General features: G+C 60.3%; 14 protein-coding genes. 6 read left to right on the top strand and 8 right to left on the bottom strand.

Annotated elements, in window-relative coordinates:
• Window positions 1-114: 114 nt before the first annotated feature.
• Together BLP65_RS05810 and BLP65_RS05805 are read right to left on the bottom strand one after the other, a co-directional pair.
• Window positions 115-1,344 (bottom strand): glucose-1-phosphate adenylyltransferase, encoded by a 1,230-nt coding sequence (locus BLP65_RS05810; RefSeq protein ID WP_092993854.1) that lies wholly within the window; start codon window positions 1,342-1,344, stop codon window positions 115-117.
• Window positions 1,345-1,377: 33 nt separating this feature from the next.
• Window positions 1,378-1,701: a PilZ domain-containing protein gene (locus BLP65_RS05805; RefSeq protein ID WP_092993851.1), complete on the bottom strand. Its 324-nt coding sequence runs from the start codon at window positions 1,699-1,701 to the stop codon at window positions 1,378-1,380.
• A gap of 115 nt (window positions 1,702-1,816) precedes the next feature.
• On the opposite strand from BLP65_RS05805, the gene BLP65_RS05800 reads away from it, so the two are divergent.
• The 4 genes from BLP65_RS05800 to tal all read left to right on the top strand — a co-directional run bounded on the left by BLP65_RS05800 (window position 1,817) and on the right by tal (window position 6,402).
• The gene (locus BLP65_RS05800) at window positions 1,817-2,911 is read left to right on the top strand and encodes an acetate/propionate family kinase (protein WP_092993848.1); all 1,095 of its coding nucleotides are present in this window, start codon (window positions 1,817-1,819) and stop codon (window positions 2,909-2,911) included.
• 86 nt (window positions 2,912-2,997) lie between these two features.
• Window positions 2,998-3,801 (top strand): EF-hand domain-containing protein, encoded by an 804-nt coding sequence (locus tag BLP65_RS05795; RefSeq protein WP_092993845.1) that lies wholly within the window; start codon window positions 2,998-3,000, stop codon window positions 3,799-3,801.
• A gap of 293 nt (window positions 3,802-4,094) precedes the next feature.
• On the top strand, window positions 4,095-5,117 hold the full coding sequence (locus tag BLP65_RS05790) for a class I fructose-bisphosphate aldolase (RefSeq protein ID WP_092993842.1): 1,023 nt from the start codon (window positions 4,095-4,097) through the stop codon (window positions 5,115-5,117).
• Window positions 5,118-5,271: 154 nt separating this feature from the next.
• Window positions 5,272-6,402, top strand: a complete 1,131-nt coding sequence (gene tal, locus BLP65_RS05785; protein WP_092994350.1) for a transaldolase — start codon at window positions 5,272-5,274, stop codon at window positions 6,400-6,402.
• Window positions 6,403-6,502: 100 nt separating this feature from the next.
• Here the strand turns inward: tal and BLP65_RS05780 are convergent, their stop codons facing one another.
• The 4 genes from BLP65_RS05780 to BLP65_RS05765 are packed head-to-tail and all read right to left on the bottom strand — an operon-like array spanning window position 6,503 to window position 11,494.
• Complete coding sequence (locus BLP65_RS05780; RefSeq protein ID WP_092993839.1) at window positions 6,503-7,618, bottom strand: ABC transporter permease; 1,116 nt, start codon at window positions 7,616-7,618, stop codon at window positions 6,503-6,505.
• Window positions 7,618-8,724: an ABC transporter permease gene (locus tag BLP65_RS05775; RefSeq protein ID WP_245688243.1), complete on the bottom strand. Its 1,107-nt coding sequence runs from the start codon at window positions 8,722-8,724 to the stop codon at window positions 7,618-7,620. Before BLP65_RS05775 ends, BLP65_RS05780 begins: the two co-directional genes overlap by 1 nt.
• 14 nt (window positions 8,725-8,738) lie before the next feature.
• Window positions 8,739-10,466: an ATP-binding cassette domain-containing protein gene (locus BLP65_RS05770; RefSeq protein ID WP_092993833.1), complete on the bottom strand. Its 1,728-nt coding sequence runs from the start codon at window positions 10,464-10,466 to the stop codon at window positions 8,739-8,741.
• On the bottom strand, window positions 10,463-11,494 hold the full coding sequence (locus BLP65_RS05765; protein ID WP_092993830.1) for an HlyD family secretion protein: 1,032 nt from the start codon (window positions 11,492-11,494) through the stop codon (window positions 10,463-10,465). The genes BLP65_RS05770 and BLP65_RS05765 overlap by 4 nt, the downstream gene beginning before the upstream one ends.
• A gap of 376 nt (window positions 11,495-11,870) precedes the next feature.
• Here BLP65_RS05765 and BLP65_RS05760 point away from each other — a divergent pair, with 376 nt between their 5' ends.
• Window positions 11,871-14,441, top strand: coding sequence for an AMP-binding protein (locus BLP65_RS05760; protein WP_092993827.1), 2,571 nt, complete (start codon window positions 11,871-11,873; stop codon window positions 14,439-14,441).
• Here BLP65_RS05760 and BLP65_RS05755 read toward each other — a convergent pair.
• The gene (locus BLP65_RS05755; protein ID WP_092993824.1) at window positions 14,392-15,117 is read right to left on the bottom strand and encodes an endonuclease/exonuclease/phosphatase family protein; all 726 of its coding nucleotides are present in this window, start codon (window positions 15,115-15,117) and stop codon (window positions 14,392-14,394) included. The two genes, BLP65_RS05760 and BLP65_RS05755, sit on opposite strands and share 50 nt — an antisense overlap.
• Before the next feature lie 10 nt (window positions 15,118-15,127).
• Complete coding sequence (locus BLP65_RS05750; RefSeq protein WP_092994347.1) at window positions 15,128-17,266, bottom strand: VTT domain-containing protein; 2,139 nt, start codon at window positions 17,264-17,266, stop codon at window positions 15,128-15,130.
• A gap of 159 nt (window positions 17,267-17,425) precedes the next feature.
• On the opposite strand from BLP65_RS05750, the gene ftsH reads away from it, so the two are divergent.
• The gene (gene ftsH, locus BLP65_RS05745; RefSeq protein ID WP_092993821.1) at window positions 17,426-19,339 is read left to right on the top strand and encodes an ATP-dependent zinc metalloprotease FtsH; all 1,914 of its coding nucleotides are present in this window, start codon (window positions 17,426-17,428) and stop codon (window positions 19,337-19,339) included.
• Window positions 19,340-19,350: the final 11 nt, after the last annotated feature.

Raw genomic sequence — 19,350 nt, 5'->3', positions numbered from 1 at the left:
TATATCAGGCTAGAATCCGCTTAGAGAAAGGGGGGGCGGCCGGTCGACGCATGGAGGTCTGGAACGCAATCCAAAGAGTTACTCCTGATGCTCCTGCAGGCGTGCACTATTGGTCTAATAGACAGGATCCAGGTGTCTCCGCCCTTTGGAGACGACGACCAGATCGGAGGCTTCGTCAACGTAGTAATTGGCCTCATCCGCCTTCCTGTCAAACCCGATTTGCGTGTTTTCATCAATGATGTTGTAGCGATCGACAATGACATTTCGAAGACGACTTCCCCGTTTAATCATCACATAATCCATGATGATGCAACCTTCCAGTTCGACGTCGTCCTCGATGACCACTTCCCGACGCACAATACTCTTCTTGATATGGCCACCAAAGATAATAGCTCCTGCACCGATACTACTGTCTTCCACCCGGCCCGTGATGATCCTGGCGGTGGGCCCGTCGTAATGGCTGGAACGAATGGGCCAGAACGGATTGAAGAGATCGAATCGCGGCTGCGAACCCAGCAGGTCCTGATGGGCATGCCAGTAGGCACGGATGCTCCCGACGTCCCGCCAGTAGGCGTGCTCCTCGTACGCTTTGACGCCGGGGACCTGGTTGCTGGAAAAGTCATACGCATAGACGTCCTTATCACCGAGCAACCGTGGAATGACATCCTTTCCAAAGTCCTTTTCTCCTCTCCGGTGTGCTTCCTCGAGAGCATCCACGAGCGCATCACGATTGAAGAGATAGTTACCCATGGATGCGAACGCGCGATTTTTATTGCCGGGCATGGGCTTGGCAGTCTCGGGCTTTTCCTGAAACCTGCTAATCCGGCCCTTTTCATCCGTTTCGATGATTCCAAAGGCGCTCACCTCGGTGAGGGGCACGGGGAGTGAAGCAACGCTCACGTCAGCGCGCATCTTCTGATGAAAAGAAATCATCGGCCGCAGGTCCATCCGGTAGATGTGGTCGGCACCGAACACCGCAACCAGATCGGGACGGTGCTTATGGATCAGGTTGAGATTCTGGTATACCGCATCCGAGGTACCCTGGAACCAATCGGCACCACCACGCATCTGCGGCGGGACGACGGTTACAAAGTGGCCGGTAATCTGCGGTGACAACCCCCAGCCCTTGCGCACGTGTTCTATCAACGATTGGGATTTGTACTGGACCAGGAGGTAAATGGAGTAAACATGTGAATTGATGAAATTACTGAGCACAAAATCGACGATTCGATAGCGTCCACCAAAGGGAACCGATGGCTTCGATCGCTCCTGCGTCAGCGGACTCAGGCGCGAACCCTCCCCGCCGGCAAGAACGATGGCCAGTACCTTGGCCGTCGTGCTCATGCCACCTCCTGTGACTCTGCGCCTTGCGCCGCTTCAATGGTGAATGCGCTTGTGGATTCCCATCAGGGCCCGAATCCCGTCGGCCACCCGTCTATCATCTCGCTCCACGAATAAACCTATGCCATCTTCACTCCGGTGTACAACGAGTGCATCGAAGCGGTAAATTCGCGTTCCGCTGAGGCTTCGGTATTCCAGCTCCACATGATCATCCCGATCGAGATCGGGAGTATTGGTCTCCAGAAACAACCCGTCGAGACTGACATTCCTGACCTTGCCGCTTCCGGCCGGCACACCATGCCGGTAGAAGAGCACTTCAGCATCAGCTCCCGTTCGACGACTTTCCCGATCATCCCACATAGGCGACTCCTCTACCGAGCAAGATAGACTTGGGGGGTCGGGTGTCAACGCCCTTCAGTCGTTGTGTCAGGGCGTACACTGGAAGTACCCATTATCGATTTCGGAGGCTGAGCTGGTGGACATTCTCGTGGTCAACGCCGGGAGCACCTCGGTCAAGCTGACTCGCTTCACCGATCACCAGCGAGTGCATGACGACAAGTTTCCCGGCGATGCGCGGGCGGAAGAAGTCCTGCCGGAGTTTTGTGACGGCCGGATACCGAAGATGGTCGGGCATCGGGTGGTGCATGGCGGAGCCGCACTGTCACAACCGGTTTTTATCGATGATTCCGTTGCCGCACAAATCGACCGGCTCTCCGAACTGGCGCCCCTGCACAACCCGTTCGCCAGCCGCTGGATTGCCGCCTCTCGAAGGCTCTGGAAAGATGTCCCGGCGGTCGCGATTTTTGATACCGGATTTTTTGCAGACCTGCCTTCGGTTGCGGCCCGCTACGCCCTCCCCCGTGACCTTGGCGAACGTTACGGGATTCGGCGTTACGGATTCCATGGCATTGCCCATCAGGCGATGTGGCAGTCGTGGTGCGAAATCCATCCCGAACTGGAACGTGGCGGTCGCCTGATTTCGCTCCAGCTTGGAGGCGGGGCTTCAGCGGCGGCGATCGACCGGGGACGACCCATCGACACTTCGATGGGTTTCTCGCCTGTAGAAGGACTGATCATGGCGACGCGCAGCGGCGATCTCGATCCGGAAATCGTCCTGTTCCTGGCGCGAAAACTGGGTGACAGTGCCGCCGCCATCGACTCGGTTGAACGAATTTTAAACCAGGAGTCGGGACTTCTGGGCCTTTCGGGAGGCTGCAGTGCGGATATGGAAGAACTGCTGAGCCACCCTTCTGTCCTTGCCGGGGAGGCTGTTTCCGCTTACTGCTATCGCGCAAAGAAATACGTCGGGGCTTACCTGGCGGCATTGGGTGGCGCAGACGGGATAGTGTTCGGCGGTGGAGTGGGCGAAAACGCAGCCACCATCCAAAACCGCATACTGGAGGGACTGGAGCCGCTCGGCATCTGTCTCGACAAAGAGCGCAACGCTGTCCGCTCGGATGCCCCGTTGCAAATCTCCGCAAGAGAGAGTCTGACCGATGTGTGGGTCGTACCCATCGACGAGGCCCGGGTAATCGCCCGTAAGGTGGAGAAACTTGCGACAACACGGTAGACGTTGTGGAAATTCCCATAGTCACAACCCGTTCCGTTCACTATTACTCATTAAGAGCGGTCAACACATGGATAGGAGGGCTCTGTATGGAAAAGAAACACCTTTCACTGATCACCGGGACGATAATGGGACTTTCCGTGGCCGCATCCGGTTCGACGGTTGCCGCACAGACAGATACGAAAAGCGCTTCCCAACCCGGCGTGCAGGCCGAAACTGTACAATACACGGTCTATGATACCCCGATGGAGAGCGACCCCCAGGCCGCGGGTGAATCACCGGATTCACTGATGCAGCTGCAGGTCAGCGAACTCAAAGGCAAATCAGTCGCCAGCCCCGACGGCACCAACCTGGGTGAAATCAGCGACATCGTGCAAAGCGCTGAGGACCAGAGTCTCCACGCCGTCGTGGTCGTTGGCGGTATGCTCGGAGTCAGTCAGAACAGAGTCACTTATCCGGTAGAGGAGCTCCAGCTGCGAAACGGCGAAATCGTCACCTCGACACAAATGACCGAGGAGGAGCTTGACCAGCGTACCGCCTACAACCCGGATGATTACGGGTCTGTCCGTGACAACCAGCGACTTGCCGAAGTGAGCGGTGAAAGCCCCTCCCCGGGCGCCGAAATCGCTTCGTTTCAGGAGATCGACCAGAATGGTGATGGCCAGATAAGCCGTGAAGAGGCACAGGCGCACACCAGTATCGTCAACGCCTGGCAGGATGTGGATGTTGATTCAGACAACCAGATCAACGAGGCTGAATTCAGTGCCTTCGAAGCCGGATGGGAAGCAGCGGTTCCGGACATTCGACAGGAAACGGATACCGGTATGGATCCAGGTATGGGCGAAGAACCCGGGGTAACCGGTGACGAACTCCGTCCCGAACAAGCTGAATAAGTCTGAGTAGCCGGCCCGCATGCCCCCGGCAGGCCAGGTTCTGCCGGGGGCAAAACCTTTTCTGAAGATCCATTGAGCCGTATCAACCGGGGCTAGCACCTGTCGTACCTGAGTACTCATAGCGACGTGCTGGGAGGGAGAGCCAACATTTCACGGTTTGGATAAGCATGCCTGCATGGCAGGAATTCCTCCCTGCTATCCCCGCACCCACATCCCGGGTAGATTCTTCCTACGTCCGACAGGCTGCTAACCTTTAACTTTAACGCCTTTCGATGCGATGGAGAACATCTGTCATGACCCCCACAGAAGAACTTCACCAGACCATGGCCGCTTTGGTGCGTCCCGGAAAGGGTATCCTTGCGGCCGATGAGAGTACCCCCACGATTACCAAGCGCTTCAAGGCGGTGGGTATAGAGTCCACGGAAGAGACGCGGCGCGCCTACCGCTCCCTGCTCCTGACTACCGCCGGGGTGGGTGAATACATTGCCGGTGTTATTCTCTTTGAAGAGACACTTGCACAGACGAACGGTTCCGGGCGATCCCTTCCCGAAGTGGCCACCGAACAGGGGATTGTTCCAGGAATCAAGGTGGACAAGGGCACCACCGAGTTGCCCGGCGCAGGGGGCGACAAAATTACCCAGGGACTGGATGGCCTCAGGGAGCGGCTGGTCGGTTACAAACAGCAAGGTGCACGATTTGCAAAATGGCGCGAGGTGTACAGCATCACCCCGCACAATCCGACTCCGCTTGGCATCGAGGCCAATGCCGAAGTTTTGGCACGCTACGCTGCAGCCTGCCAGGCTGAAGGCGTTGTGCCTATCGTCGAGCCGGAGGTACTGCTCGATGGCGACCACGATATCGAACGCTGTGCCGAAGTCAGCGAAGCGGTCCTGCACGAAGTCTTCCATGCACTGCAGCGCCACCGTGTCGCCCTGGAACTGATGCTCCTCAAGCCGAACATGGTCTTGCCTGGAAAATCGAACGACCGGCAGGCGGAGCCGCACGAGGTGGCTGAATGGACGATCAAGGTACTGCGGAGAACCGTCCCGGCGGCAGTGCAAAGCATCAACTTCCTTTCCGGCGGTCAGACCCCAGCCCAGGCAACAGCCAACCTCAATGCGATGAACCGGGATTTCACCGGGCAGCCGTGGGCTTTGAGCTTTTCGTTCGCCCGAGCCCTTCAGGAGCCGGCCATGGCGTCCTGGGGTGGTCGATCAGATACCGTCGAAGACGCACAACAGGCGTTCTACCACAGGGCCCGACTGGCCGCGGATGCCTCTCGCGGTGGATACGATCCGGCCATGGATACCACATAACCCGGAAGCGCAGAGGAGAGAATCCGTTGATCGATCCATTCCTCTGCCTACTCTGAGTCATTGCGCCGGGAGGTCATCCCGGCCGCCACGGTATGGCCGAAAGCGAATGACGGTCGTTGAATTTTCTCTGTCCGGTACGAAGGAGATCGCCCCGATGAACCCGCTACGACAACTGCACGACTATGGGCAAAGCTATTGGCTCGATAACCTGACCCGCGCCATGATCAACAATGGTGAACTGGAACGTAGGGTTCGCGAGGATGGACTGCGGGGGGTCACATCGAACCCGGCGATTTTTCACAAGGCGATCAGTGGCCACGAAGGATATGACGACCAGATCCGTGATCTCACCCGTTCGGGGCTCTCGACCAGCGAGATCTACGAACGTGTAGTCACACAGGACATTCGTAACGCCTGCGACATCCTGCGCCCCGTTTACGACAGCAGCGATGAACGTGAAGGGTTCGTGAGCCTCGAGGTATCACCGCACCTGGCCAACGAGACGCAGGCCTCCATAAAAGAAGCTCGCCGGCTCCATGCGGCCGTTGATCGACCCAACTTGATGATCAAGATTCCAGGCACGCAAGCAGGCCTCGGTGCCATCGAGGAACTTCTGTTCGAGGGCATCGACGTCAATGTCACACTGCTGTTTTCGATCACGGCCTATGAAAAGGTCGCCGAGACCTACTTGCGGGCGCTTGAGCGACGTGTGGAAGCGGGCCACTCCGTTCATGATGTGAATTCAGTGGCCAGTTTCTTCCTGAGCCGGATCGATGCCCTGGTCGATAAAAAGCTCGAAGCCATCATCGATCCGGAAGTACCCAGCCAAACCGCCGATCCGCGTCCTGTCGACCTGCTGGGCAGGACCGCCATTGCCAATGCCAAACTGGCGTATCGCCGGTTTCAATCCCTGTTGGACACGGAGCGCTGGAAAGCACTGGCAGAGAAAGGCGCCCATCCCCAGAAAATGCTTTGGGCCAGCACGAGCACGAAAAACCCCCACTATAGCGATGTCATGTACGTGGAGCCGCTGATCGGACCACACACCATCAACACCATGCCCAACGATACGATTGCGGCTTTTGCCGACCACGGACGCGTTGGCAACACCATTGAAGAGGATGTGGAACAATCCGAACAGGTCCTGAAGGACCTGGGAAAACTGGGCATTGACCTCGATGCCGTTACCGACCAGCTACTGGAAGAGGGTATTCAGAAGTTTATCGATCCGTTCGACGCCCTGCTGGAACTGATTGAAGAAAAGAGCCGGGCGCTGGCTGGCTGAAGTGCAAAAAGGGCGATCTGGGTGAACATGTGGGGATTGCCATACCGGTCACTTTCCTGGGTGGATCGGCCCCGGCACCTGATCAATCGATTCATACATCTCAGTACATGCGGTGACGGAAAAGCCAGCCGGCCAGCGCCATGCTGATCAGACCGATTACCGCCATGGGCCAGAACTGGGGGATCAGTGCCTCGAAGGAGGCGCCTTCAAGGAAGGTGCTGCGCAGTATCACCATAAAGTAGCGCAGGGGATTAACCAGAGTAACCGCCTGTACCACTTCGGGCATGTTGGCGATGGGCGTCGCGAACCCGGAGAGAATGATGGCGGGCACCATGAACAGAAACGCACCCAAAAGCCCCTGCTGCTGGGTGACCGAAAGCGAAGAGATCATCAGGCCCACGCCTACTGCCGACAGCAAAAAGAGCACCACGCCGGTATAGAGGGTAAGAACGGTACTCCGAAACGGCACCTCGAACCACAGCAGCGCCACACTAATTACCACTGCAGCCTCAATCAGCCCGATGAGAAAACCCGGCGTCGCCTTGCCGATCAGAATCTCCACCGGACGCAGGGGTGTCACCAGCAACTGATCAAATGTCCCCTGCTCCCGCTCACGGGCAACCGAAAGAGCCGTCACCAGAAGGGTGACCACCAACGTCAGCAGGCCCACGATCCCCGGGACAATGAACCAGCGGCTCTCCAGATTAGGGTTGTACCATGCGCGAACGATCAGCTCCGCCGGCGCACCCGCGGCACCCCGCTCCGCCAATACCTGGTCATTGAAATCGCGGATGACGGTGCGGGCATAATTCAGGGCAATCATCGCTGTATTCGAGTTTCGGCCGTCGATAATCACCTGCACCCTGGCCGGTTCCCCCTTCAACAGATCATCACTGAAATGGGGACCGATACGCAGCACCAGCAACACCTCCTGCGATTCGACCCGCGGCGCGATCTCCCGATCGGCATTCAGTACGGCCACTTTGTTGAACGTCGGCGAACCATCAAAAGCCGATACCAGATCGCGGGAGTAGCTGCCGCGATCCTCGTTGTAGACCGCAAACGGGATATTGTTGAGATCAAAGGTGGCGGCGTAGCCGAACACCACCAGTTGGATGAGCGGCGGACCGATGACGACAAACCGGCTCTTGGGATCCTTGAGGATCGCCAGAAACTCCTTGCGAACCAGAGCGAGAACACGCAGCCAGGAGAGCATCACTCCAGCCTCTTTCGGGAACGAATCCGGCTTAGCCCCAGAAACAGCACTGCCATACCTGTCAGCGCCAGCGCATTGGGGATGATGACCGACCAGACGTCACCAGCCAGGAAAATGCTCTGCAGAATCGCCACGAAATACCGTGCAGCAACGGCAAAGGTGAGCCATTCGATGAACCAGGGCATGCTATTGATATCAAAAATGAAACCCGAAAGGATGAATGCCGGCAGAAAGGTGGCAAGGATCGCCACCTGCCCGGCGACGAACTGGGTTTTCGCAGTGATCGAAATCAGCAGCCCCATCCCCAGCGCCACCAGCAGAAAGAGAGAAGCGGTCGCGAACAGGATCCCGAACGAACCTCGCAGGGGCACTTCGAACAGCCAGACCGCCATGGCCACTGACAACAGCATACCGCCGGTTCCAAGGATGAAGTAGGGCACCAACTTTCCCAGCAGGATTTCGGTCATGGAGACAGGCGTGACAAGGAGTGCCTCCATGGTGCCCCTCTCCCATTCGCGCGCCATTACCAGCGCCGTGAGCAGTGCACCGATAAGGGTCATGATGATCGCCACCAGCCCAGGCACTAGGAAGTTGCGACTCCTCACCTCGGGATTGAACCAGATCCGCTGCTCCACTTCGACGGGCACCTCCAGTTGCTGCCCGGCCTGTTCGGCCCGGTGCTGAAGCCAGTTCAGCCAGCTGCCCTGCACATACCCGGAGACCAACTCTGCCGTATTGGCATCCACCCCGTTGAGGATGACCTGGATGGGGGCCGGCCCCGGGCTCTCGATCCGCTCGGCAAAATTGGCCTGCAGACGGATGATGCCATCCACCTCACGGGCCCGAAGCGCTGCCACGGCCTCACGCATATCGATGTATTCCCGGGCCTCGAAATAGCGCGAGTGACGGAACTCTGCCGCAAAGCTGACCGCCTCGCTGCCGAATGCCTCCATCACTACGGCGACCGGGACCTCCTCGGCGTCGAGCGAAACCCCATAGCCAAATAGAAGCAGTAAGAACACCGGCATGACAAAGGCGATGGAGATGCTGCTGGGGTCGCGAACGATTTGCAGAAATTCCTTGCGCATCAGTCCGCGCAGCCGCATCGCACCTCCGCCCCTCATGCCTCCGTGTCCCGACGTTCGATGAGTGTAATGAAGGCCTCCTCCAGCGATGGTTCACGTCCCTTCGGTGCCACACTGCTCTTGATCTCGGCCGGCGTACCCAGCTCGAGGATCTCGCCCGCAGCCATAATGGCGAGCCGGTCGCAGTATTCCGCCTCTTCCATGAAGTGCGTGGTAACCATTATCGTGACATTCGCTTCGGCCAGGGCATTGATACGCAACCAGAATTCACGCCGCGCCAGTGGATCCACGCCTGACGTGGGCTCATCCAGAAACAGGATGTCGGGTTCGTGCATCAGGGCGCAGGCCATTGCCAGCCGCTGCTTGTGCCCCAGCGACAGGGCGTCGCTCGCAGACTCCCGCAACTCTTCAAGTTCAAACTGCTCCAGTGCCCAGCGGATCCGCTCGTCGCGACGCTTGCGGCCCAATCCATAACTGCGGGCAAAAAAATCCAGATTCTGTTCGACGCTCAAGATGCCGTAGAGGGAAAATTTCTGGGACATATAACCGATACGGGCCCGCGCCTCGGCCGCGGCATGGCGCAAGTCGACACCGGCCACCCGCAGTGTTCCCCCACTTGCGGGCAGCAGGCCGCACAGCATCCGGAACGTCGTCGACTTGCCCGCCCCGTTGGCGCCCAACAGGCCAAACACCTCACCGCGGTGCACGGAGAACGTGAGCCCCTTGACGGCATAGAAATCGCCGAAGCGCCGGGTCAAATCCCGCACGGCAATCACCGCATCCTCACCACGCCCTGCAATTGTGTGCTGCTGCATCTCGGGAAGCGAAGGCGCTCCACGCCGCTCCCGCAGCAGAGCGACGAAACTGTCCTCAAACCGTGGCGGCACCGGTTGAACGGAGCCCTCTCCCTCGAACTCCCCGGGATCACTGTCCGGCTCGAGTACCAGCCGTACCCGGCCACCGGCAACCACCACGTCGGTGACCGCCCTGCGTCCCTGCAGGCGTGCTTGAACCTGACGGCCCCGCAGCCGGCTCTGCAACAGGTAGGTACGCCCCCGCAGCTGACGGCTGAACGAGTCCGGGCTGCCCTCTCCCAGCACTTCACCTTCATGCAGCAACACCACGCGACTGCACCGCTCCGCCTCGTCCAGATAGGCGGTGCTGAGCAGTACGGTGAGCCCCTCGTCCCGCACCAGCCGGTCAATAATGGTCCACAGTTCACGCCGCGAGACCGGATCAACGCCGACCGTGGGCTCGTCCAGAATCAGGGCGTGAGGTGAACGCACGAGTGTGCACGCCAGTCCGAGCTTCTGTTTCATGCCGCCTGAGAGCCGACCGGCCAGGCGCGCAGTGAAGCTGCCGAGACCGGTCATATGCATCAGTTCCCGGTAGCGCTCCTCCCGCTGGTCTACCGGAACACCCTGAAGGTCGGCATAGAGGTTCAGGTTTTCCCGGACCGTGAGGTCTTCATAAAGACCGAATCGCTGTGGCATATAGCCCAACACCGACTGTACTGCCAGAGCATCTCCGGTGGCATCCATCTCCAGGACCTGAATCTCACCCCGATCGGGTGCCAACAGGCCGGCAGCCAAACGCATCAACGTCGTTTTGCCCGCCCCGTCCGGCCCCACGAGACCGGTAACGCTTCCACTGTCGGCGGCAAAACTGACGCCATTCAAGGCTCTGGTCTGTTTGCCACGCGCGGCGAAGCTCTTGTAGACGTCGGAAAACTGTACTGCCGGAGCGGCTTTGCGGGAGGTCACCGGCTTTTACCACATTCATGAGGGCCCCGAGGTGTATTCCCCGAGAGCGGAATCTGCACCTCCGCCGGCATCCCCAGCCGCAACTCTCCCTCGGGATTGCAAACGATTATGCGCACCTGGTAAACCAGACGGGTGCGCACCTCCTCGGTCTGTACCGATTTCGGCGTGAACTGGGCAGTAGGCGATATATAACCGACCCAGGCGCGGTAGCGTTTTCCAGGGAAACTGTCGCTGATGACCCAGGCACCCATCCCGATCCGGACATGGCCCAGTTGCGGCTCGGGCAGATAGGCCCGCACCCACAACGGGCTGTCTATCGCCACGGTATAGACAGGGCGTTGGGGAGAAGCCATCTCCCCTGCCTCGAGAATTCGGTCCCGGATCACGCCGCCGACCGGCGACTCCAGACTGGCTTCTGCCAGATCGAGTTCAGCCAGTGCAACTTCGGCCTCCAGCGACTTGAGCGTGGCCCTCGCGGCAGCAATATCCTCCTCGCGCGGCCCCTTCTCGGCCAGCTGCAAGGATTCGCGAGCAGCGCGTAGCTGTGCATTGGCCGCATCCCGAGAGGCCTTTGCCTCATCCACATCCTCTTCCGAAGCCAGCTTTTGCTCCAGCAGATTCTGCAGGCGCGAATAGGTGCGTCGCGCGTTTACGGCACGCGCCTGCGCCGCCTCGACCTCTGCACGTGCCCGCCGAATCTCTTCCGGTCGCGTACCAGCCTTCAGTGCAGCAAGCTGCGCCTGTTGCGCCACCATTCGGGCATGGGCACGCTCAAGTGCATGTTCCAGACGAAGCGTTTCCAGGGATCCCAACAGCTGGCCCGCTTGGACGCGGTCACCCTCTTCCACGTTCAGAGTGGCGATACGCTCGCTGCCCTTGAAGGCCACGGTCACTTCGCGGATATCGACATTGCCGTAGATAGTCAGACGTTCACCGGGCCCCTCCCCATCATCGGTTCCCGGCCACAGATAAATCGCTGCGACCACGACCGCAATCCCGATCAAGGCAATCAGGAGCGCCTTGCGCATGATTTCATCTCTCCTCCCCAGAAAGCAGATCCCTTGCACTCTCGACAGGCCGGTACGCGGAGAGTGCATGGACACAGAGAACGACTTGTGGGTGCCTGAAGGCGCTAACGGCACTCGGGAAATTCTTGCAGGGTCCGAATCCCCGAATCGGTTTTTTCCTTCAGTGCCTGCGTTGGTTTCTTCTCTATGCTTAGTTTTGATGCCTTTCTTAACGGTAGGAGACCTTTCATGGCACTGCACGGGTTCCCGCATCGCCATCCAAGGGTAAAAACCCGATTCGGAGCGGGAGTTAAGGGAGTTCCCTGTTATCGACTCAGGGAAGCGGATACCGAAGTGCTTGCCCCGGCAGGGGGCAAGGCGCACTGAGGCAGTGGTGATGGACACCCTCGCACCCCTGTTTGCCTCGATAGAAGAGGCCGACGATCGACCGGTCCTGGTGACTTTCGAGACCGGGAAACAGGAGACCCTGTCGGGCCGTGAATTCACACACGCTGTCGAATCCGAAGCCAGCCGTCTCATCCGGGATCTCGGCGCCGGTCCCGACCGACGTTTTGCGGTTTTTGCGGCACCCTCCGCACGGTCGGTGATCGCCAGCCTGGCTGTGCTGAGAAGTGGTGCTACTCTGGTCCCCGTCGACACCCAGTTCACTGACGAGACATTGACGTCCGTGCTGGACGATGCCGATTTGGCCGCCGTCTGGTGCGATTCCCGGCGCTGTTCACGTCTGAAGGCATTGAGGCCGGATTTGGCCCGCCTGCCGGTGGAGGCGCCCGCACCCGACGCTGGTGGCGATAGTGAATTTCCTGCCCGCACACCGGAGAATCCGGCTGCGCTTTTCTATACCTCGGGCACGACCGGCCCCCCGAAAGGGGTCCCCCTGTCGGAACGCAATCTTGCCTACCAGTTCGATGTCCTGAAGAACTCCGGCCTGGTCGGCCCCGGTGATCGCCTTCTGCTGCCGCTGCCCCTGCACCATGTGTATCCACTGGTGATCGGTGTGCTCGTCCCTCTGGCACTGGGCCTGAGCGTGGTCCTTCCCCGCTCTTTGACCGGACGCGAGGTACTGCACGCTGCGGCAGAGAGTGGAGCGACGGTGATGATTGGTGTCCCGCGACTCTACCGTGCCCTGCTTGAAGGCCTGGAGCGCCGTGGAGGCGTACTGTTAAAGGTGGCTGGCGAAATCTGCTACCGCATTCGTTCGACCACCGGAATCTCTGCCGGTCGCCTGTTGCTCGCACCGGTGCATCGCCGCGTAGGACCCCAGCTCAGACTGTTCGCGAGCGGCGGCGCCCCCTTGAGCCCTGAAACCGCTCTGCGTCTGGAGGGCCTCGGATGGGACGTGGCGATCGGCTATGGGCTTACCGAAACTTCACCCCTGCTCACCATCAATCAAGGGCGTTCGCCTCACCCCGAAAGTGTCGGATCCGCCCTGCCGGGCACCGATCTCAGGGTCACCGAGGGTGAACTGCAGGCCAGGGGGCCGGGCGTGTTTGCAGGCTACCGCCACCTCCCCGACAAGAGCAGGGAAGCCTTTGCCGAAGGTGGTTGGTTCCGGACCGGTGATCTGGCCCGTATCGACGAGGAGGGCTACGTCTACATCACCGGCCGTGCCTCCACGGTGCTAGTCACCGAGGGCGGCAAGAATATCCAGCCGGACGAAGTTGAGACCGCCTACGAAAGCCACCCTGCCATTCGGGAAATTGCGGTTCTCCAAAAGGAGAGCCGGCTTGTCGCAGTCGTGGTTCCCGAGAGCGCTGCGCTGCATGATGGCGGCGACAGCGAAGAGGTGCTGCGTGGAGCCATCAACCGCATCTCAGGTCAGCTTCCCTCTTATCAGCGTATTGCAGACTTCGCCATCACCCGTGAACCCCTGCCCCGTACCCGTCTGGGCAAACTGCGCCGGCACTTGCTGCAGGAGCGTTACCGGCAGGCGCGCGAGGGTCTGGCGGAACCCGTTGCCCGACCCATGACACCGGAAGAGATGCCGGATGCGGATCTGGCGTTGCTGGACAGTGACCAGGCGCGCCAGGTCTGGGAACTTCTGACTGAACGTTACCCCGATCGACGGCTCACACCGGATGCCAATCTTCAGCTCGATCTGGGCATCGATTCGATGGAGTGGCTGGACCTCGGACTCGAGATCAGTCGGCGCACCGGCGTCGAACTCGACGAGTCACAGACGTCGGCACTGGAGAGCGTCCGGGATCTGCTGGAGCTTATGACGGAAACCGAGTCTTCCACACCGATGGGCGAACAGCGATCGACCCCGCAGCGGGTCCTGACCCGGCGTGACCAGCACTGGCTGCAGCCCCTGTCCCCTCCCGGGGCAGCGCTGGCTGGTTTTCTGCACCGGATCGATCGCATGGTGGCCGAGCGCTGGTTCGACCTCTCGGTCGAGGGAGCGCCGCCACCACCTGCCCAGGTCCTGTTTGCACCCAACCACATCAGCCATCTGGACCCGTTCATGCTTGCGGCAGCACTCGGGCCGGAACAGATGCGCCGTACCTTCTGGGCCGGCTGGACCGGTGCGGCATTCCGGAATCCGTTTACGCGAGTGATCGCCCGATTGGGGCAGGCGATTCCCGTGGACCAGCGAAGCGCGCGGACCAGTCTGGCGCTCGCCGAGGCGGTCCTGAAGCGCGGTTACAACCTGGTCTGGTTCCCGGAAGGGGTGCGCTCCCGAAACGGTCGGATGCAGCCTTTCCGCAAGGGGGTGGGGCACCTGCTCGATCACACCCCCGTCACCGTCTTGCCGGTCGTCGTACGAGGCACCTACGAGGCCATGCCGCCGGACCGCAAACTGCCCCGACGGCATCCCGTACAGCTCTGCTTTGCTTCCCCCGTCGAGGTCGACCAGCTGGACCGCGAGGGTACGGGCGACCAGCGGCCCGAGCGTATCACACAGGCCCTTCAGCAACGGATGAGGAAGCTTCTGCAGGAAGAGTGACCGTGGCCAGCAGAGGCAGATGATCCGATGCCACTCGCGCCAGGGGGGATCGATGCGGCGTGATCGTATCGAGACACTCGCGGGGGCGAAACCAGATACGATCCAGCGCCAGAACGGGGAATCCGGACGGAAACGTCGCCGGTGACGGGGGTCTGCCGAAGTGGCCGTGCAGCCAGCGCAGGGGCCGACCCCAGGAAAACCATTCGTTGATGTCCCCCAAAAGGGCTGCCGGACTCCGATCCTCCAGGGCCAGTAGCTCCAGAATCTGCTGAATCTGGAAACGTCGCTCGAGAGGCCAGAGGCCCAGGTGCGTGGCCAGTATCTCCACCGGGGTCTCATCCCATTCCAGGTCCACCTGCAGGGCCCCGCGCGGCTCGCGCTCCAGCAAACTCAGGTCGATACGACGAACCGCGTTGACCCGCGCCCGGGTCAGTATGGCGTTACCGTACCGGTAATGTTTATGGCGAAGTGTCGGTCCGGGTATCACCCGCATGCCGGTCCTGGTGCCGAGGCGGGCCAGGAAGTCGCGGTCACCGCCCGGGTAGGTTTCCACCTCCTGAAGGGCGATCACGTCCGCCTCGAATTCATTCAGGACCCGGATAATCCTGTCGGGATCCCGGCGACCGTCACGACCGATGCAGCGGTGGATATTGTAGGAAGCGAAGGTCAGTTGCATTTTAAACCCATCAGTCTCCGGCTTCCGTTTCCTCACGCGCTGCCCGGCGCCGCAGCACCCAGCGGCGCAACAGCACGGCAACACCAACCAGGGCGATGATGACTACGATGGTAATGGCGAAGTTGTAGAATCCCGGCTCACGAATCGCGGCAATCAGGCGGTCTATAAAGATCACCATGCCGGCAATGCCGGGAGCCATGCCCAGCACGGTCCCCAACAGGTACGTTTTGAAGCGAATGTGGGAGACACCGGCGACCAGATTGACCACCGTAAACGGCGCCACAGGCAACACACGCACCGTGATCACGGCCAACAATCCGCGTTCGGCAAGACGCTGGCTCAGACGGTTCAGGCGGCTCCCTGCCACCCTGCGAATGGTGTTGCGGCCCATGAAGTGGCCGATACCGAAGGTGACCGTGGCACTCAACAGTGAACCGGCAAGGCCGTAGACGAATCCCCATAACGGACCAAATCCTATCGCCGTAACGGCCACCATGAAAGTGATGGGGATCACCAGGAGTCCGCCGATCACGTAAGCCGCGAGTACCAGCGCCGGAGCCCACGGGTGCTCCTGAATGGCGTCCAGTGCCCCGAGCATACTCTCCAGATCGAGCCACTCACCCAGTGGTGTCCAGCGCCAGGCCGCAGCAAGCCCGAATAGCACCACCAGGGTGACAATCACAGACCACAGCCCCCGGCTGGCGGGACGCCCCTGCTCTTCCGGGATTACCCGCTCCGCCAGTTCTTCCGGATCCACCGGTGCCTCGGGATCGACCAGATCGATGCTGTTGACGAGCGCCTCCAATTCCGGGTCGAGATGAGATTGATCATTGAGTTCCTTAAGCGTTCGCTTTTTCCCGGAGAGTGCGTCCACCGTCGCCAGCAGTGAACCGGTCGTGGTGAACTGGGCCTGTACCTCGTCCGGGCCCACGCCGAGGTGCTCCGCGAGCAAGCGATTGCGCAATTGGATGATGCCGCTGGAGTGGTGCGGATCGCCAGCGGAAGCGATAGCCAGATCGCACTCGGAGTCGAGGCCCATGGATCGGTTGTTGAGATTGGAGGAGCCGATGCGCAGGAAGACATCGTCGACAATCATCAGTTTGGAGTGGACGCTGATGTGGTCCGGCGCCAGCCCGGGCACATCGGGATAAACGATGCGCAGACGTCCATAACGATCCGCTTTGCGCAAATGCGAAATCAATGCGCGACGACGAACGTCCATCGTATTCTGTTCCAGCCATCCCCCGGTTTTTAACGGCACCACGATAACCATTTCGGGGCCATCCGGCTCCCGTAGCCGAGCAGCCAGGGCATCGCGGATCACCTTTGCGGTGAGATACTGGTTCTCGATGTACAGGTATTTTCCGGCCGCGGCAATGACATCGAGGTAGAGCCGTTCCACCTCTCGAACCTGCGGCCGATTCCGGTAGCGAGGCTCGGTGCGGGTGATGCCGACATCCACCTCCAACCAGTAGGGAACCACCGACTCGGGCCATGGATCCCCTCTCGGTTCCGGTCCCGGCAGGGACTGGCCGGTGGCGCTCTCCCAGCGCCTGCGCGCCAGCAGGCCCAACGCCGCCGCCGCCGGACCGTCGACGACCATCTGCAGATCGTGATAGGGCAAATAGGCATTGCCCGCTGCGTCCACGCGGCGGGGGTCCCCGGGACGATGCTCCGAGGTGTCCCAACGCCACTTGCCCAAATCCATTCCACCCACAAATGCCACGGCGTCATCGATGACCACGACCTTCTGGTGCTGGGATCCCCCGAGGGGATGCTCATCGTCGAGATGGAAGTGCAACCGCCGATGGGTTTTCCAGCCAAGCCGGTAGACGGGAAGCCATTCGCGCTCGATGGCGTAGATCATGGCGAAGTCCCAGATCAGTACGTTCGCTTCGAGTTCGGGACGGCTTGATACGATCTCGTTCAGAAAATCTCCAAGCGGGCCCCCATCCCCATTTTTACCCCGCATCAGACGGAGGTTGGAATCAATATCCCAGCCGAGGATCAGGATGCGGTGGCGTGCATGTTGAACCGCCTCGCGAAACGCCGCGAAGTATTCTTCGCCCTCCACCAGACAGGCGGCACGGTGCGCCCGCTCGACCCGCCAACAATTGCTGCCGGGGACCAGGATCTGTTCAACTCCCATGGAAAAACCGGGTGGGTCTGCCATCTCTCAAGGGTAGCAAATCCGGCTTTTTTCAAACGCTTGCAGAGACAGCGCTGTGAAAGTCAGCGGCTATAATTACGGCCAGCGAATGGCTGGGCTACCCGTCGTCACCGTTGACCCAAGGGGGCAGACTTCATCATGGAAAAGCCAAACAGGCCGCAGCACGGTCCCGGGGCCGAATCGAGTCGCAGTTTTTACTGGCGCTATCTCCTCTGGATCCTGGTGGTGACCACACTTTTTCTGTACTGGGCCAATACCACCACGGGCCCCGTAACTACCGAGTCGCTTGCCTACACGGAATTCAAGGAAGCGGTACGTGAGGGACGCGTCACCGAAGTCACCATCGAAGGCCAGGATATCCGCGGCCACTATGCACAGCCCGAACAACCGGCAGACGAGGAACAGGAACCGGCGCCCCAGCCGGAAGAGCCTGGGGGATTCACCACCACGATCCCCTCGGTCGAAGACCCCGACCTGATCCCGCTACTGGAGCAAAACAACGTCACCGTTCACGCCGAGAGCGCCGAAACCCCCTGGTGGGCGTCGGCCCTCATCGGGATACTCCCCTGGATCCTGATCATTGCCTTGTTCTGGTGGGGCTGGACCCGTATGCAAGAACGCATGGGAGGGGCCGGCGGCCGTGATGGCATGTTCAGCTTCGGCAAGTCCAAGGCCCGCCGGTTCCGCGAGGGTGCAACGCACGTGCGCTTCGACGATGTAGCGGGACTCGAAAACGCCAAGATGGATCTGCGGGAGATCATCGAGTATCTGCGGGACCCGGCCCGTTATCGTCGACTGGGGGCCAAGATCCCCAAGGGAATCCTGTTGATGGGTCCACCCGGTACGGGAAAGACCCTGCTGGCCAAAGCGGTCGCCGGTGAAGCCGGTGCGCCGTTTTACAGTATCAGCGCCTCGGAGTTCATCGAGATGTTCGTCGGGGTCGGTGCCGCCCGGGTACGGGATATGTTCAAGGACGCCAAACAAGAGGCGCCCTCCATCATCTTTATCGACGAGTTGGATTCCGTGGGTCGCTCCCGTGGCACCGGCGTGGGCGGCGGGCATGATGAGCGTGAACAGACCCTGAACCAGATCCTGGCCGAAATGGATGGTTTTCAACCCCATGAACAGGTGGTGGTGCTGGCAGCCACCAATCGCCCGGACGTACTGGACCGGGCTCTGCTGCGCCCCGGCCGCTTCGATCGCAAGGTCGTTCTCGATCTGCCACGCAAAGAGGCGCGAAAGCAGGTCCTCAGTGTACACACCCGAAAGATGCCGCTGGATGAGGATGTCAATTTGGATGTGATTGCCCAGCGCACAGTGGGTTTTTCCGGAGCCGACCTGGAAAACCTGGTCAACGAAGCCGCCCTGCTCGCCGGGCGTGACGGGAGTGAAACGGTATCGATGGCCCATATCAATCGTGCTCGCGACAAGATCATACTGGGCGAGGAGCGCGAAGGGTTGCTCAACGAGAATGAACGCAAACTGGTCGCCTATCACGAGGCCGGCCATGCGGTTCTCGCCTGGGAATTACCCGAAGCCGACCCACTGGACAAGGTGACCATCATTCCCCGCGGACGGGCGCTGGGTGCCACCGAACAACTACCCGAAGAAGAGCGCCACAACGTCAAGTTCAGTTACCTGAAGGACCGGGTCGCCGTAATGCTGGGCGGCCGGGTGGCAGAAAAGACCGTATTCGGGGAGGTAACTTCCGGCGCCGAGGCGGACCTTGCACAGGCCACCCGCCTGGTGCGCCGCATGGTCTCCCAGTGGGGCATGAGCGAGGTCATCGGCCCGGCTTCCTTTCCAAGAGGCGAGGAGCACGTCTTTCTCGGAAGGGAAATGGCACAGCCGCCGGACTTCTCGGAACAGACCGCGCAGATCATCGACAAGGAGATCCGCAAGATCCTGGAGGAATTCGAGAAGTATGCGACGGCGACACTCAGGGACAATCGCCACAAACTCGACGCCCTCGCCAGGGCGCTCCTCGAACATGAAACCATCGAGGCCTCCCAGGTGAATCAGTTGTTCAAGGATGCGGAAAAGGCGGCATAGGCTTTAACGTT

Source organism: Thiohalomonas denitrificans (assembly GCF_900102855.1).
Lineage (GTDB): Bacteria > Pseudomonadota > Gammaproteobacteria > Thiohalomonadales > Thiohalomonadaceae > Thiohalomonas > Thiohalomonas denitrificans.
This window is presented reverse-complemented; position numbering and strand designations above follow the sequence as displayed.